Source organism: Methylocystis bryophila (assembly GCF_027925445.1).
Lineage (GTDB): Bacteria > Pseudomonadota > Alphaproteobacteria > Rhizobiales > Beijerinckiaceae > Methylocystis > Methylocystis bryophila.
In genome coordinates this window covers 1,085,572-1,099,671 of the sequence record NZ_AP027149.1, presented here as the reverse complement: position 1 = coordinate 1,099,671, position 14,100 = coordinate 1,085,572, and the positions used below count along the sequence as shown (strand labels likewise).

The 14,100-nt window shown below is 64.2% G+C and carries 12 protein-coding genes, 1 tRNA gene and 1 riboswitch; of the genes, 5 read left to right on the top strand and 8 right to left on the bottom strand.

Annotated features, from left to right (window positions below):
* The first annotated feature begins 347 nt into the window (after positions 1-347).
* Positions 348-728, top strand: a complete 381-nt coding sequence (locus QMG80_RS05100) for a DUF2946 family protein (RefSeq protein WP_342586580.1) — start codon at positions 348-350, stop codon at positions 726-728.
* A gap of 613 nt (positions 729-1,341) precedes the next feature.
* Here QMG80_RS05100 and QMG80_RS05095 read toward each other — a convergent pair.
* The 6 genes from QMG80_RS05095 to QMG80_RS05070 all read right to left on the bottom strand — a co-directional run bounded on the left by QMG80_RS05095 (position 1,342) and on the right by QMG80_RS05070 (position 7,905).
* Positions 1,342-2,514 (bottom strand): O-succinylhomoserine sulfhydrylase, encoded by a 1,173-nt coding sequence (locus QMG80_RS05095; RefSeq protein ID WP_085771832.1) that lies wholly within the window; start codon positions 2,512-2,514, stop codon positions 1,342-1,344.
* A 59-nt stretch (positions 2,515-2,573) separates the two neighbouring features.
* A riboswitch (SAM riboswitch) is annotated at positions 2,574-2,652 on the bottom strand.
* A gap of 209 nt (positions 2,653-2,861) precedes the next feature.
* Positions 2,862-3,107 carry a hypothetical protein gene (locus QMG80_RS05090; protein WP_085771831.1) on the bottom strand — a complete coding sequence of 82 codons (246 nt, stop codon included), beginning with the start codon at positions 3,105-3,107 and terminating at the stop codon, positions 2,862-2,864.
* A gap of 426 nt (positions 3,108-3,533) precedes the next feature.
* Positions 3,534-5,048, bottom strand: coding sequence for an extracellular catalytic domain type 2 short-chain-length polyhydroxyalkanoate depolymerase (locus QMG80_RS05085; protein WP_085771830.1), 1,515 nt, complete (start codon positions 5,046-5,048; stop codon positions 3,534-3,536).
* 333 nt (positions 5,049-5,381) lie between these two features.
* The gene (gene pyrE / locus QMG80_RS05080; protein WP_245299899.1) at positions 5,382-5,999 is read right to left on the bottom strand and encodes an orotate phosphoribosyltransferase; all 618 of its coding nucleotides are present in this window, start codon (positions 5,997-5,999) and stop codon (positions 5,382-5,384) included.
* Positions 6,000-6,380: 381 nt separating this feature from the next.
* Positions 6,381-7,739, bottom strand: coding sequence for a trigger factor (gene tig / locus QMG80_RS05075; RefSeq protein ID WP_085771828.1), 1,359 nt, complete (start codon positions 7,737-7,739; stop codon positions 6,381-6,383).
* An 81-nt stretch (positions 7,740-7,820) separates the two neighbouring features.
* Positions 7,821-7,905: transfer RNA gene (locus QMG80_RS05070), tRNA-Leu, on the bottom strand.
* 179 nt (positions 7,906-8,084) lie between these two features.
* Here QMG80_RS05070 and QMG80_RS05065 point away from each other — a divergent pair.
* From QMG80_RS05065 to QMG80_RS05055, 3 genes are all read left to right on the top strand, one after another.
* Positions 8,085-9,425 carry a multicopper oxidase family protein gene (locus tag QMG80_RS05065; RefSeq protein WP_085771827.1) on the top strand — a complete coding sequence of 447 codons (1,341 nt, stop codon included), beginning with the start codon at positions 8,085-8,087 and terminating at the stop codon, positions 9,423-9,425.
* Between the two features lie 89 nt (positions 9,426-9,514).
* The gene (locus tag QMG80_RS05060; RefSeq protein ID WP_085773687.1) at positions 9,515-9,784 is read left to right on the top strand and encodes a type II toxin-antitoxin system ParD family antitoxin; all 270 of its coding nucleotides are present in this window, start codon (positions 9,515-9,517) and stop codon (positions 9,782-9,784) included.
* Entirely contained in the window at positions 9,781-10,107 is a 327-nt protein-coding gene (locus tag QMG80_RS05055; RefSeq protein WP_158658734.1) for a type II toxin-antitoxin system RelE/ParE family toxin, read from the top strand. The genes QMG80_RS05060 and QMG80_RS05055 overlap by 4 nt, the downstream gene beginning before the upstream one ends.
* 12 nt (positions 10,108-10,119) lie before the next feature.
* On the opposite strand, the gene QMG80_RS05050 is transcribed toward QMG80_RS05055, so the two are convergent.
* Together QMG80_RS05050 and aroC are read right to left on the bottom strand one after the other, a co-directional pair.
* Positions 10,120-11,124, bottom strand: coding sequence for a histone deacetylase family protein (locus QMG80_RS05050; protein WP_280949982.1), 1,005 nt, complete (start codon positions 11,122-11,124; stop codon positions 10,120-10,122).
* Positions 11,121-12,194, bottom strand: coding sequence for a chorismate synthase (aroC, locus tag QMG80_RS05045; protein ID WP_085771825.1), 1,074 nt, complete (start codon positions 12,192-12,194; stop codon positions 11,121-11,123). The genes QMG80_RS05050 and aroC overlap by 4 nt, the downstream gene beginning before the upstream one ends.
* A 345-nt stretch (positions 12,195-12,539) precedes the next feature.
* Here aroC and QMG80_RS05040 point away from each other — a divergent pair, with 345 nt between their 5' ends.
* The gene (locus tag QMG80_RS05040) at positions 12,540-14,072 is read left to right on the top strand and encodes a TldD/PmbA family protein (RefSeq protein ID WP_085771823.1); all 1,533 of its coding nucleotides are present in this window, start codon (positions 12,540-12,542) and stop codon (positions 14,070-14,072) included.
* Positions 14,073-14,100: the final 28 nt, after the last annotated feature.

The window sequence follows — 14,100 nt, the reverse complement described above, 5'->3', positions numbered from 1 at the left end:
GTCCCCCCATGCCGATCGGACGCAGATCGGATCAGGCGAAGCCGCTTCGGGCGCGACGGCGGCGATAGGCGCCGGGCGTCATGCCGCGTCGCGACATGACTGCAGATTGATAAGAGAAGACGAAAGTTGCGCCTGCCGCCTGATCGCAATTCAAGCTCCGCTCTCCCCGCATGGGCGCGGCCGCGCTGAAAGGCGCCATTCCCAGAAAATCCGCACTTAAATATGCGACATCGCCCAAGCGTTCGGCATCTTTAGAACTTTTCGACTTGCTCCCGACCGTCATCGGAGTAGTATCACTGCTTGCGGCCAAGGTCGCTTTATACGTAGGCGAGTTGGCAGTGAGCGGAATGCGACGCAACGCATTTGTGGTGGTGCTCTTCGCTCTGGCGCTGGGACTGAAAGTCCTGCTGCCGGCGGCGGGGGTCTTCGCCCACGTCTCGAACGACGCTAACTTGCCGCAAGCCGCATTGCGGGACTGCGTTCGAGCTGCCGAGGACGGCGCGCTCGGCGAGACGCAGCCGCCGGGCAGAGCCCAGCGCCACGCCGCAAACTGCCCCCTGTGCCAGATTTTCAGCGAGGGCTCCTTCCTCCTCCTGGAGCGAACGCCTCAGCCGGCGGCCCTGGTCTTCTTCGAGCCCGCGGCGCCCCCAACGCTCGACGACCACGCCGCAAACCCAGTTCGCGCCGCGGCCGCTCATCAGCCCCGGGGGCCTCCAGACTTCTCCTGACCTTGCTGCGGGACATGCCGCGGCCAGACTCGCTGCCACCGTGACGGAAAAGCGCGCGTTTCAGCGTGGCGGTTCGTTGCGCCTTGAAGCGAATTTCTTCAGGAGAACCAATGTCTAAGTCTCTGAATCGACCCCCGGCCTCGGCGGCGGCAAGCGCCCGTCCGGACGAACACCCGGGAGCCACGCCCATCCGCGCCGCGCGAGCACAAATCTCTGTGGCGCGCGGGCAGATCTTCCGCCCAATCAACCTCGAGCGCCGAGCGCGTTTCGCTCGCATCGAAGCAGACGCGACTCGCGGCGGATAGCTGATCAGAACACCGGGTCTCGCCTCCTCCCCCGGCTGCGGCAGTCGCGCTTCGCTCTCGCGAAGCGCCTGCGCCGCCGAAACGGACCGCGAAACCGGTAAAGTCGGCATGGCGCCCGTTTCAGCGGACTTCCCTGAACGGTGGCGGACCGCGCCATGCCGACGCTTTTACCCTGTCGGGCCTCAGGCGGAACACGAGAGCCTGATGCGAAAAAGCGGAAACCGGCTTTGGCGCAGATCGCGCTCTAAATTTTACGTTTTCTGCGCTCAAGCGAAACGCGCTCTCGCAAAAGTGACGGAGTTTTCCGTTTACGCGGAAAGGGCGCGCAGGCCGAATTCGAGATCTTCGATCAGATCGTCGATGTCTTCCAGGCCCAAGGAGAGGCGCAGCATCCCATCGGAAATGCCAAGCTTGGCCCGCGCCTCCGGCGCCAGACGCTGATGCGTCGTCGTCGCCGGATGGGTGATCAGGCTCTTGGCGTCGCCCAGATTATTGGAAATCTTGATGATCTCGAGCGCGTTGGCAAATTTGAACGCCGCCTCCTTGCCGCCCCGCATCTCGAAACAGACCAGCGTGCCGCCGCCCAGCATCTGTCGTTTCGCGAGCGCCGCCTGCGGGTGATCGTCGCGAAACGGATAAAGCGCGCGCGAAACCCCTTTCTGCGCAGCCAGAAAATCGGCGATGCGCGCGGCGCTCTCCGTCTGGCGCGCGACCCGCAACGGCAGGGTCTCGAGACCCTTCAGCAGCACCCAGGCGTTGAAGGGAGAGAGCGCGGGGCCCGTCTGCCTCAAAAGATTATGCAGCGTTTCGTCGATCAAGGCCTGCGAGGCGAGAATGACGCCGCCAAGACAACGTCCCTGGCCGTCGATGTGCTTCGTCGCCGAGTAGACAACGAGGTCGGCGCCGAATTCGAACGGCTTTTGCAAGAGCGGCGTCGCGAAGACATTGTCGACGATGAGCTTTGCGCCCGCCTCATGCGCGACATCCGCAATCGCTTTGATATCATAGACTTCGAGGCCCGGATTGGTTGGCGTCTCGAGAAAGAAAGCCTTGGTCTCCTTACGGACCGCCTTCTTCCATTGCGCAATGTCGGCGCCGTCGACGAGAGTCGTCTCGACGCCAAAGCGCGGCAAAAGCTCCTCGACGACATAAAGGCAGGAGCCGAAAAGGGCCCGCGCGGAGACCACATGGTCGCCGGCCCGAACCTGCGAGAGCATCGCGGCGGTGACCGCGGCCATCCCCGAGGCCGTGGCGCGCGCGGCCTGGGCGCCCTCGAGCAGGCACATGCGCTGCTCGAACATGGCGACCGTCGGATTGGAGAAGCGCGAATAGATGAAGCCCGGGTCTTCGCCCTTGAAGCGCGCCTCGGCGGCCTCCGCGGAAGGGTAAGCGAAGCTCTGTGTGAGGTAGAGCGCCTCTGAAAGCTCACCGAAGGAGGAGCGCAGCGACCCGCCGTGGACGAGGGCGGTCGCGGGCTTCATGGGGCGACGGGAAGGCTTGGACACTCCTGGCTCCTCAAAACTTGAGACGCGGCCAGGGTTTCCGAGGAGCCCCGGCCTTTTAGCGCCTTATTTTACGTGGCGGCAAGCCGGCCGGCTCAAATAACCACGGATGCATAAAGAGGGAAGCGGGCAAGGCTGTCAATGGCCTCGGCTCGGCCCACTAGCGCAATCGGGGGGACGATCGACTCCCTGCCCTCGTCCTGAGGACCCCGCGAAGCGGGCGTCTCGAAGGACGGCCAAGAGGGGAATCCTACGAGATTTCGCGTGTCCTCATCCTTCGAGACGGCTCCTACGGAGCCTCATCAAGGTGAGGTTCGCTAGGGGCTTCAGGCGTCCGCCATCTCCTTGAGGTCAGGCCGACGGGCGCATATCGCCATATCGTAAATCGACGAGAGCGCCTCCGGGCTCACGCTCGGCCGAGTGATGGCGATGAAGCCCGCATGCGCGATCAAGCGCAAGGGCGCGTCCGGAAACTCTTGTCTTATCGCAGCGATGAGCTGAGTCCCGCCCAGCCCTTGCGTCGCGCGTTCGATGAGGCGCGCGGCGAGTTGATGATGTTCGGGGTCGAACACGGAGCCCTCTGATCCGACGCCCGCCTTTGGAGCGCCGAGAGAGGGTGAAGCTAATTTTCCAGCGCGCGGAAGTCAAATGTCCGCACCTGGCGACTCGGCCTACATAGAGGTGACGGCATGAGGCTATTATATGCGACGCTGATAGTCACATCAATATTCTTACACGCATCAGAGGGTGCTCGAAAGCACTCGTCACATTGAGGCGCCACAGGATTTATCAGATAAACAAAGACTATGGCTCGACACGCCAAATGTATATTCGGTTGTTATTTATATCGATGCCGATCCGAGCCTTGCTCGATCCTCTCGTCATGCAACGCCGGCAGGCAGAGCCGACCTCGGCTTTTGAGAGACTCTGCCCGCAGAGAATGCATATTTCGCGTTGCGACATTATGTAGCACCAGCCTCGCGCCGCGGCGGTATGCGTCACCTTTCGATGGGGCAGGCGCCCGGATCGTCGCAGGGCGCGGGCATGGAGCGCGTGGCGGCGCTGATCTCACTGGAGGCCGGCCCCTCCACGCCCCCCACGATTGCGGAGACGCGCCAGCGGTAGGTCGACTTCGGCGCGAGGCCCGTGTCGCCAAAGCTCGGTCCGGCGACCTCGCCAACCACGACGAAGGGACCGTCGACTCCCGCTCGAGAGACTTTGTAGGCTGTCGCGCCCTTCAGAGCGGCCCAAACGAGGTCCGCACTGGAGTCGGAAGTGTCGATGACCGCGAGCGCACCCGGCGCGGCAACGGTCGTCGCCTCCTTTGCGGGAGCTAAGGCCATGTTTCCGCTGGCGGCCGGGCCATCCATGACGGTGAGCGCATTCGCCACCGGCCCAACGTTCGCGGCGGCGGCGATCGCAGGCTTGGCGCCCGCGGTCAGCGCGTCCAACATGGCCTTGATCGTTCGAATCTGCGCTCCGGCGCGTGTGACGTAATTATCCTTGTGGTTGACGTAGCTCCACCAATCCCAGCACGCCTCGGGATTTTGCGGGAGGACGAGGCTCGATTTGGTCTGCGGATACAAGACGATGATATGATTCGTGTCCGCCCAGGAATTATACCCGGTGTCATTGACGTAGCGCCTGCCGATGTCGTCGACGTCCTGCTTGCACCCATGCAAGGCGATATGAACACGGCACGCCTCCCCGTTTTCGCAGTCTTTGGGGACATAAGCATAGCCGACCGAACCCATGCTCAGCGCATCGGGGATGTCTGGCGTTGTGTAGAGAGATTGATCGAAACTCTTGACCGCGCCACTCAGCTGGCCGCGATTTGGAGCATTCAACGCACCATATGTATGCTGCAAGATAACCCCGGCCTGATCATAGCCGCACTGGTCGATATACGGGCTCTCATTGGCGCTGCAGGCGTTCAGGCCCGTGACGTTCGCTCCCTCGGCGACGACGAGCGAATGACCGGCTCCGAGCGCGGTCTGATAATAGAGGTTGCCTCGGTTCGCGTCGCCCAGATAGTGGCGATAGAAATCGGCGACCGCGTCGGAGACGGATCTCGCCACGACTTTGTCGTTATAGCCGTGAAAGAGATAGACCTTCTGCCGGCCGATATTTTGAAGCGGGTCAATCTCGCCCAGAGCTGCTTTTGCGTCAGCTTTCGAGAAAAAGACGCCCAGATCCGGCGGCGGCCCTTTCATGCAGGCATGCGTCGCCGTCCAGGCTGGAAGGACATAGGCGTCCACCAAGTCGCCCGCGTCGGCTTGGGCGCACCAATAGGGGCCGCCCGCGACGACGCCGACCCCCTTGATCGTCGAGGACCAGGCCGTGGCGAACTGAACCGCCATGAAGGCGCCGGACGATATTCCGGAAATCGAGCTCTCTTTGATGTCGGCGTTGTAAGCTTTGAGCGCGGAGGGCTCTGCCGCCAGCGGCGGCGCAGCGAAAGCCGCGGAGAAGACGAGAAACGCGGCAAGTCGGCGAAGTTGAAACTTGTTCATAAAATCCTCCCTCACAATGCGGAGAGGGGCAGAGAATACACGGCGATGACGACAGAGCCATGTAAAAGTTCTCGCCTAGAGCGCGATGCGAAAAAGTGGAAACCGATTTTTCGCACAAATCGCGCTCTAAACTTTTAGAATCGATCACGTTTTCTGCGTTCAGGCGATTCCGCCTGAACTCAGCGTGATCTAGAGCATGTCGCGGAAAAGTCCGAAGCGGTTTTCCGGTAGGACATGCTCTAAGTTTTTGATCTGGAGCTTAGTCCTTTTCGATCGCGTAATTCCACGCGCTCTCTACGACCCCGACGAGAGCGGAGCCGTAGCGCGCGGCGTTCAAACGCCGATGTCGAAATCGCTCTTCTTGAAGATCGAGACGAGCGCGATGCCTTCCCGCGCGAGATTTTCCGCCCCGCCTTCCTCGCGGTCGATCACGACGAGGGCTTTCTTCACGCTGCCTTTGAAGCCTTCTTCTTTGAGGATCGCGAGCGCTTTGAGGATGGAGCCTCCGGTCGTCGCGACATCGTCGACGAGCAGAATTTCCTCGCCCTCGCCCTCGCCCGTGTAGCCGTCGATGATCTCCCGGGACCCGTGGCCCTTCGCCTCCTTTCTCACGAAAAAGGCGAAAACCGGCGCGCCGCGGCTTTGACTGACGGCCGCGACGCTCGCAACGATCGGCACGGCGCCGAGCACGAGCCCGCCGATGAAGCGCAGGCCCTGCGTGCGCATGTAATCGACGATGATTTCAGCCGAGAGATAAGCGCCTTCCGGATGAAGCGTTGTCTGGCGCAGCTGAAAGATGAAGCGGCTCTTGCGTCCGGAGGAGAGCGTGAAGTCCCCGATCTGCAGGGAGTCCTTCTGAATCTGCGCAAGCAGTCGGCGCCATCTCTCGTCGCTCGGATCGACGACCCGGCTCGAGCGAGCTTCGGTATGAGCGGAAGCGAAATCAGTCACGAGCGGGCTCCGTTGAATGAAAGACGCGAGTTGATCGGCTCTCTTCGCATCGCTCGTCCATCGTTGGCCGTGAACTCGAAGTTCGCCTTGAATCTCTTGGCGGAGCATTCTCGGCGAGACGGCTCGGCCCTTGTCAAGGACGGCCTTTCAGGCCGCCGCGCAGCGGTGCGAGCCATAGTCCGTCAAATATGACGGGCTGTGGCTCGCATCCTTGACAAAGGCCGACCGCTCGCCACGCTTGCCGCCATGAGATGTAAGGCGTTTCCAAGTCATTTGGCGTGAGAGCGCCGTGAGATGGGGCTGACATCAGATTTGGCGACCGGTTTCAGGCCCGGCAATACGCCTGCGGTTGCCGGGCCCGAAAGACGGAGAATGCGGCTCCTACGCCGCCTCTTCCTCGTCCTCCGCGAAGAGCTCCTCGCGCGTGACAGTCTTGTCCGCGATGTTCACGAGGCCGGAGAGGTGGGCGACGACGCGCTCCTCGTAAATCGGCGCGCGCAGCGAGGCGAGCGCCTGCTCATTGTTGCGATAGAAGTCCCAGACCTGCTTTTCCTGGCCCGGGAATTGTCGGGCGCGCTCGACGACGGCCTCGGTCAAGTCCTTTTCCTCGACGGACACGCCAGCGCGCTGGCCGATCTCGGCGAGAACGAGCCCGAGGCGCACGCGACGCTCGGCGATCACGCGATATTCAGCGCGCAGATCCTCCTCGCTCTTGCCCTCGAATTCCTTCTGCGACGTCGGGCGGGCGCGCTCCTTCTCGACCTCGCGCCAAATGCCCTCGAACTCCTGCTCGACGAGGCTCGGCGGCAGCTCGAAGGAATAGCGCTTGTCGAGCGCGTCGAGCAGCTTGCGCTTCAGCTTGTCGCGCGACGCCTTGTCGAAATCGGCCTCGATATTGGCGCGCACCGCGGCGCGCATCGCCTCGAGCGACTCGAAGCCGTATTTCTTGGCGAGCTCGTCGTCGAGCTCCATTGGCTTCGCGCCGGAGACCTCCTTCACGGTCACGTCGAACTCGGCCTCTTTGCCGGCGAGATGCGTCGCGGAATAGTCGTCGGGAAAGCGCGTCTTCACGACGCGCTTCTCGTCCTTCGCGACGCCTTCAAGCTGCTCCTCGAAGCCCGGGATGAACGTCCCGGAGCCCAGCACGAGGTCGACGTCGCCGCCTGTCCCCCCCTCGAAGGGCACGCCGTCGAGCTTGCCCTCGAAATCGATCGTGAGCTTGTCGCCCTTCTCGGCCTTGGCGCCCTCTTCGGTCTTCGGCTCATATTCGCGCAGCCGCTCGGCGAATTGGCTCATCGCCTTCTCCACCTCTTCGTCGGATACGGAGGCGACGGGGCGCTCGAGCGAAATGTCGTCGAAGGAGCCGACCTCGAAGGCGGGCAGCGTCTCGAAGGTCACGACGAAGGAGAAGTCGCCAGTGGCCTCCAGCGCCTTTTCGACGAGGTCGCGGTCCTCGGGAAAGTCGAGTTTCGGTCCGCTCGCCACGCGCAGCTTATTGTCCTCGACGATCTTGCGATTGGCCTCGTTGACAGCCTCCTGCAGGACCTCGCCCATGAGGTTCTTGCCGTAGAGCTTCTTCAAATGGGCCATCGGCGCCTTGCCGGGGCGGAAACCTTTGATCTGCGCCTTGGCGCGCACCTCGGCGAGCTGCGTCTCGAGTTTCGCCGCGAGATCGCTCGCCGGCAGAACCACCTTGAATTCCTGCTTCAACCCCTCGGAAAGGGTCTGGGTAACTTGCATTTTTTCCGCCTCTCGCAATGACTTTGCGGCTGCGAAGCCATTTTTTGGCTTACGCCGTCCGTCGTCTCGTCGTTCCCTGGTTGGTGCGGGCGGAGGGAGTCGAACCCCCACGACTTGCGTCACCGGAACCTAAATCCGGCGCGTCTACCAGTTCCGCCACGCCCGCGACGGCCTTGCCGTCGAGACGACCGACCGGCGTTGCGCGCCAGAGCCGCGTCGGGCTCTATAGCAAGGGCTGGAGGGCGATGCAGCACAAATTTGCCTCCTCGGGCAGCAAGCTTTCGCCTCAGTCCCGGGTCGCGCTAAAAGAGCCGGATTCGACCGCACTCCAGCCCGGATGCCGCAATGCCGTTCGCCCAAACTCGCCGAGCCTTTCTCGCCGGCGTCGGCGCCTTCGCCCTGCCCTTGCCGGCGCGTGGCGAGGAGCCGCCGCCCCGCATTCTGGAGGCGGGGCCGGTCAAGGCGCAGCTTCTGCCCGCCCCCGCGCCCGCGACTGACATTCTGGGCTTCGACGGCGTCTCGCCGGGGCCGATCCTGCGCTACCGGCAGGGAGACACGCTCTTCGCGCGGCTCGTCAACAAGACCGAGAAGCCGATGAGCCTGCATTGGCAGGGGTTGCGCGGAGAGAACGGCATGGACGGCGTCGCGCCGTTGACGCAGGCGGCCGTCGCGCCCGGCGCGAGCTTCGACTATCGGCGCAAGCTCGAGGACCCCGGCCTCTTCTGCTATCGCCCCGGCGTCTTCAAAGAGGCGGGCGAGCTTCTCGACCGCGGCCTGAAAGGCCTGCTCGTCGTCGACGAGCCCAAGCCGCTGGAAAGCGACGCGGATATCCTCGTCGTCCTCGATGACTGGCGTCTCGACGCCAAGGGCGCGATCGAGGGCGATTTTTCCAACGCCGATGAGGCGAAGGGCGCCGGGCGGCTCGGCAATCTCATCGCCGTTAATGGCGCAAGCGCGCCGAAGAGCTTTGAATTTCAGCCCGGCTCGCGCATCAGGCTGCGTCTCGCCAATCTCGCCAGCGCCCGCATCATGGCGCTCAGCTTCGAGGGGGGAACGCCCTCCGTAATCGCGGTCGACAGCCAGCCCTGCGACCCGTTCCCGCCCGTGCGCAACACGATTCCCGTCACGCCCAGCGCGCGCTACGAGCTGATGTTCGACCTGCCCGCGACCGAGGGCGCGAAGGCGCGGATGATTCTCCGCGCCGCCGACGGCAGGGATCAGGACCTCCTGCTCTTTGCGACAAAGGGCGCGCCGCGCGGCGCGCGGGAGCCGGTCCGCAGCCTGCCGCAAAATCCCGCGCTGCCGCCGGTCATTCATCTCGAGCAGTCGAAGAAGGTCGATCTCGTCATCGCGCAGGATAACGGCCGCTGGACGCTCAATGGCCGACCGAGCAAGGCCTATGCGGGCGATCCGCTGTTTCGCGTCAAGCGCGGCACGCCAGTGACGCTCGGCTTCGACAATCGCACCGGCATTCCCCTCGCGATGCATGTGCATGGGCATTGCGTGCGGCTGCTGCACGATCTCGACGACGGCTGGGAGCCCTATTGGCGCAACACCGTCGTCGCCCCGCCCGGCAAGGCCAAGCATGTGGCCTTCGTCGCCGACAGCCCCGGCAGATGGGCGCTCCACGACGACATATTGGATCATGAGGCCGCAGGCGTCGCGACCTGGTTCGAGGTGGGGTAGCGGTGCGCAGCTCGGGCGCGTCGCAAAACTTGCGAGAGATGCGCGCCGAGCTATCATAGAACTTATCAACCCCTTGGACGATGCCGCCAATGAACGTCACCTTGCCGCCCGAGCTGGAGCGCTTCGTGCAAGATAAGATCAAGTCGGGTCTCTTCGACTCCGAGGCCGAAGTCGTCCGCGCCGCGCTTCGGCTCATGGAAGATCAGGATCGGCCCATTCTCTGGGCCGAGGGGTCCATTCGCGAAAAGATAGCCGCGGGGCTCGCCTCGCTGAAGGCCGGCCAGGGCGTCGACGGAGAGGCGGTCTTCGAGAGGATGGAAACCGAAATGGACGAGGAAGAAGCGCGCAGCAGATCGTGACAGGCTATCGCCTTTCACCCGAAGCGGAAAAAGACGTCCACTTCATCCGCCTTTATCTAACGAAAAATGGGGGCGCTCGCGTCGCACGCTATGTGTTGCGCGAACTTCGGCAAGCAATAAGGCTTCTTGCAGAACGGCCGGAAATTGGCCACTCTCGGGCCGACCTTACGGACGCGCCCGTCAAATTCTGGTCGGTATTTTCCTATCTCATTATCTACGATCCCGTTTCAACGCCCTTGAGCGTTGTGCGTGTCCTGCACGGCCGCAGGGATGTCGAGCACGACTTGGCGGAAGCTCTACCCAATTCCAAAAGCGGAAACTGACGAAACAAGTCGTCAGCCCGCCTCCGCCAACACAGCAACATGCGCGGCGACGCTTCGCTCCAAATCTTCGGGAAGATAGCCGCCTTCGAGCAGCGACACGATACGACCCTGGCAGCGGCGCTCGGCAAAGTCGCGCAGGCGCAGCGTCAGCGCGCGAAAGTCTTGTGGCTCCAGCCGCAGGCCCGCGAGCGGATCGTGCTTATGGCCGTCGAAGCCCGCGCAGAGGACCATAAGGTCCGGGCCGAAGGCCTCCAACGCCGGGAAGACGCGCTCGCGCCAAGCGGCCGCAAAAGCCTCGCCACCGTCGCCCTTGGCGAGCGGCGCGTTGACGATATTGCCGTGCGCGCCGCGCTCGGAAATCTCGCCCGTGCCCGGATACAGAGGCATTTGATGCGTCGAGGCGTAGAAAACGCGCTTCTCGCTCCAGAAGCTTTTCTGCACGCCATTGCCGTGATGCGCGTCGAAATCGAGGATCGCGACTCGCTCGGCGCCGCTGGCCAACGCGTGACGGGCCGCAACCGCAGCGTTGTTGAAGAAGCAGAAGCCCATGGCCTCATCAGGGAGCGCATGATGACCGGGCGGGCGCGTGGCGACAAAGGCGGTTTTGGCGCGACCCTGCATGACGGCGTCCGTCGCGAGCACCGCGCCGCCAGCGGCGTGCAGCGCGGCGTCGAGCGTGCCGGGGCTCATGATCACGTCGGGGCCGAGGCGCAAAACGCCTTCGCGCGGCGCGGAGACGCGCAAGCGCTCCACATAGGCGGGATCGTGAATCGCGAGCAGCGCGTCGAGGCTCGCCTTCGGCGCCTCGATCCGCGCTGCAGTTGCGAGCTCCGGGCGCGCCAACGCGCGGCGCACGGCGGCAAGGCGCTTCGGGCGATCAAAAGCGCCGGGGCCGGGATCGTGCGCCGCCGCGCTCTCGGGCGGCAAAATCAGTAGAAGATCATCGCGCGCTTGCGCACGCAAAGGCAGCGGCGCGAGCGCGCCGAGTATCAGCGCGGCGCGGCGCGTGAGCGTCACCCCACCTGCCCGCGATGGCGCAAGAAATGGTCGGCCAGAACGCAGGCCATCATCGCCTCGCCGACCGGCACGGCTCTGATGCCGACGCATGGATCGTGACGGCCTTTGGTGACGATCTCGGTCTCTTCGCCCGCGCGATCGATGGTCTTGCGCGGCGTGAGGATCGAGGAGGTGGGCTTGACCGCAAAGCGCGCGACGACTGGCTGGCCCGTCGAAAGTCCGCCCAAGATCCCGCCCGCATGGTTCGACAAAAAGCTCGGGCCCTTGCGCATCTCGTCCGCGTTTTCCTCGCCCGTAAGCGCCGCCGCCTCAAAGCCCGCGCCGATCTCGACGCCCTTCACCGCGTTGATGGACATCAGCGCCAAGGCCAAATCGGCGTCGAGCTTGCCATAGATCGGCGCGCCCCAGCCCACCGGAACCCCTGTCGCCTCCAGCTCGATCACCGCGCCGACGGAGGAGCCGGATTTGCGAATCTCGTCGAGATAGCTCTCCCAATGCGCGGCGGCGATCTTGTCCGGGCAGAAGAAGGGGTTCTTGTCGACCTCGGCCCAATCGAAGCGCGCGCGGTCGATCTTGTGCGGTCCCATCTGCACCAGCGCGCCGCGGATCGTGACGCCCGCGACAACCTTGCGCGCCACGGCGCCGGCGGCGACGCGCGCGGCGGTCTCGCGCGCCGAGGAGCGTCCGCCGCCGCGATAGTCGCGAATGCCGTATTTGGCGTCATAGACGTAGTCGGCGTGGCCCGGCCGGTATTTCTGCGCGATCTCGGCATAGTCCTTCGAGCGCTGATCCGTGTTGTCGATCATCAGCGCGATCGGCGCTCCCGTCGTGACCTGCCGGCCGGCGTCGTCTGTGAAGACGCCGGAGAGAATCTTCACCGCGTCGTCCTCGCGACGCTGCGTCGTGAAGCGCGATTGGCCCGGCTTGCGCTTGTCGAGAAAGACCTGGATTTCTTCGGCGGTCAGCGGAATGCGCGGCGGACAGCCGTCGACAACCGCCCCGAGCGCCGGCCCGTGGCTCTCGCCAAAGGTCGTGACGCGGAAAAGATGGCCGAAGCTGTTGTGTGACATGGCTCTTGAGAGGCTTTGCGCGGCGCTTGAAGGTTGGCGCGGTTGTAGGGCGGGGGCGTCCGGGGGTCAAACCGAGCCTGCCGCCATCCTCCGGGCGAAACGCGCTCCCGAGCGCAGATTTGTCATTGAATGGCATGGCGGAGCGTCGCGCGGCGTCGATTTGAACTCAAGGACGGCGCTCCGGGCCGCCGCCGCAGGCGGTTGCGAAGCAATCCTTGACTTCAAATCGACGCCGCGCACAATCGCCTTCATGCAATCAATGACGAGCCGTCGCCGAACTCGGCGCGAAGATGACGTCTGCCGGCACGCAAGAGCCCTGGCCTTTCGACAGTCTGAGTTTCTTCCATGAACGCGCCGTTTCGCTCACGCCGCCGCGCCTCCGCCCCCCATCCTGCCCCCGCCGAGCCCGACGAATCGGCGCGGCTCGCGTTGGCGGAACTTGCGCTTGCGCTCGCCCGAGAAGGCGGCGCGGACTACGCCGACATTCGTCTCGGCGCGACCTTTTGGGAATCTTTGCGCGTCCGCGAGGAGCGCCTCGAGGACGCTGGCAACGGGGAAAGCTGGGGCTTCGGCCTGCGCCTGCTGCGGCGCGGCTCCTGGGGTTTTTGCGGCTCGACGACGCTCACGCCGGACGCGATTCGCCGAGCCGTCGAGACGGCGCTCGCCAATGCGCGCGCGGTCGAGCCGATCCAAGGCGCGAAAATCGAGCTCGAGGCGTTGCCCGTCGTCGAGGATCGCTGGGTGATGGCGCTCGGGGTCGACCCTTTCGCCGTGGCCATCGGCGAGAAGGCGGAGTTTCTCCTTAACGTCAACGCCGCGGCGCGCGACGCCGGCGCCGATTTCTGCACCTCGCATTTCCAGGCGGCGCGCGAGGAGCGGCTTTTCGCCAATAGCCGCGGCAGCCGCATCTGGCAGAGCCGCACGCGCGTGTGGCCCGAATTCCAGATCACTGTCGTCGACAAGAAGAGCGGACGCTTCGCGACGCGCGACAGCCTGATCCCGCCGCGCGGCGCGGGCTGGGACCATGTCGAAGCCTGCGGGTTTTTGGAAGAGGCGCGGCGGGGCGCCGAGGAGGCGCGGCAAAAGCTTCACGCCAAGCCCGTCGCGCCCGGCAGGCGCGATCTTGTCATCGAGCCGAGCAATCTGTTTTTGACGATCCACGAGACGGTCGGTCATTCGACAGAGCTCGACCGCGCGCTCGGCTGGGAGGCGAATTTCGCCGGCACCACTTTCGTGAAACCGCAACGGCTCGGCGAGCTGCGCTTCGGTTCAGAGCTGATGACGATCTTCGCCGACCGGCGCCAGGAAGGCGCGCTCGCGACGATCGGCTATGACGACGATGGCGCGCCGGCTTCCTTCGCCGATTTCAACATCGTCGAGAAGGGCGTCTTCAAGAATTTTCAGATGGCGATTGGCCAGGCGCATTATCTCGGCCTCCCGATGACGAACGGCTGCGCCTATGCCGACGATCTTTGCGCCGTTCCGCTGCAACGCATGCCGAATATTTCGCTAAAGCCCAGCGAGCGCCCCTGCTCGCGCGACGCGCTCATCGCCGGCGTCGAGGACGGACTTTATGTGGTCGGCGCGGGGAGCTGGAGCATCGACCAGCAGCGCGACAATTTTCAATTCGGCGGCCAGCTTTTCTACGAGATCAAGAACGGCAAGCTCGGCGAGATGGTGCAGGGCGCGGCCTATCAGGGACGCACGCTCGATTTCTGGAGCGGGCTCGACGGTCTCGGCGACGCTTCGACCTACGCGCTCTGGGGCGTGTTCACCTGCGGCAAGGCCGAGCCGATCCAGCTCGCGCCCGTCTCCCACGGCGCCCCCTGCGCCAGATTCCGCGGGGTCGAGGTGCTGAACACGGATGTGGGGGGATAAATAAAAGAGGCTGCGCTGGCCAGAGCAC

What these genes read in the sequence shown, in the direction of transcription:
- tig (WP_085771828.1), bottom strand. Translation starts at nt 7,739, where the DNA reads ATGCAAGTTACCCAGACCCTTTCCGAGGGGTTGAAGCAGGAATTCAAG.
- QMG80_RS05065 (WP_085771827.1), top strand. Translation starts at nt 8,085, where the DNA reads ATGCCGTTCGCCCAAACTCGCCGAGCCTTTCTCGCCGGCGTCGGCGCC.
- QMG80_RS05095 (WP_085771832.1), bottom strand. Translation starts at nt 2,514, where the DNA reads ATGAAGCCCGCGACCGCCCTCGTCCACGGCGGGTCGCTGCGCTCCTCC.
- QMG80_RS05085 (WP_085771830.1), bottom strand. Translation starts at nt 5,048, where the DNA reads ATGAACAAGTTTCAACTTCGCCGACTTGCCGCGTTTCTCGTCTTCTCC.
- QMG80_RS05060 (WP_085773687.1), top strand. Translation starts at nt 9,515, where the DNA reads ATGAACGTCACCTTGCCGCCCGAGCTGGAGCGCTTCGTGCAAGATAAG.
- QMG80_RS05040 (WP_085771823.1), top strand. Translation starts at nt 12,540, where the DNA reads ATGAACGCGCCGTTTCGCTCACGCCGCCGCGCCTCCGCCCCCCATCCT.
- aroC (WP_085771825.1), bottom strand. Translation starts at nt 12,194, where the DNA reads ATGTCACACAACAGCTTCGGCCATCTTTTCCGCGTCACGACCTTTGGC.
- QMG80_RS05100 (WP_342586580.1), top strand. Translation starts at nt 348, where the DNA reads ATGCGACGCAACGCATTTGTGGTGGTGCTCTTCGCTCTGGCGCTGGGA.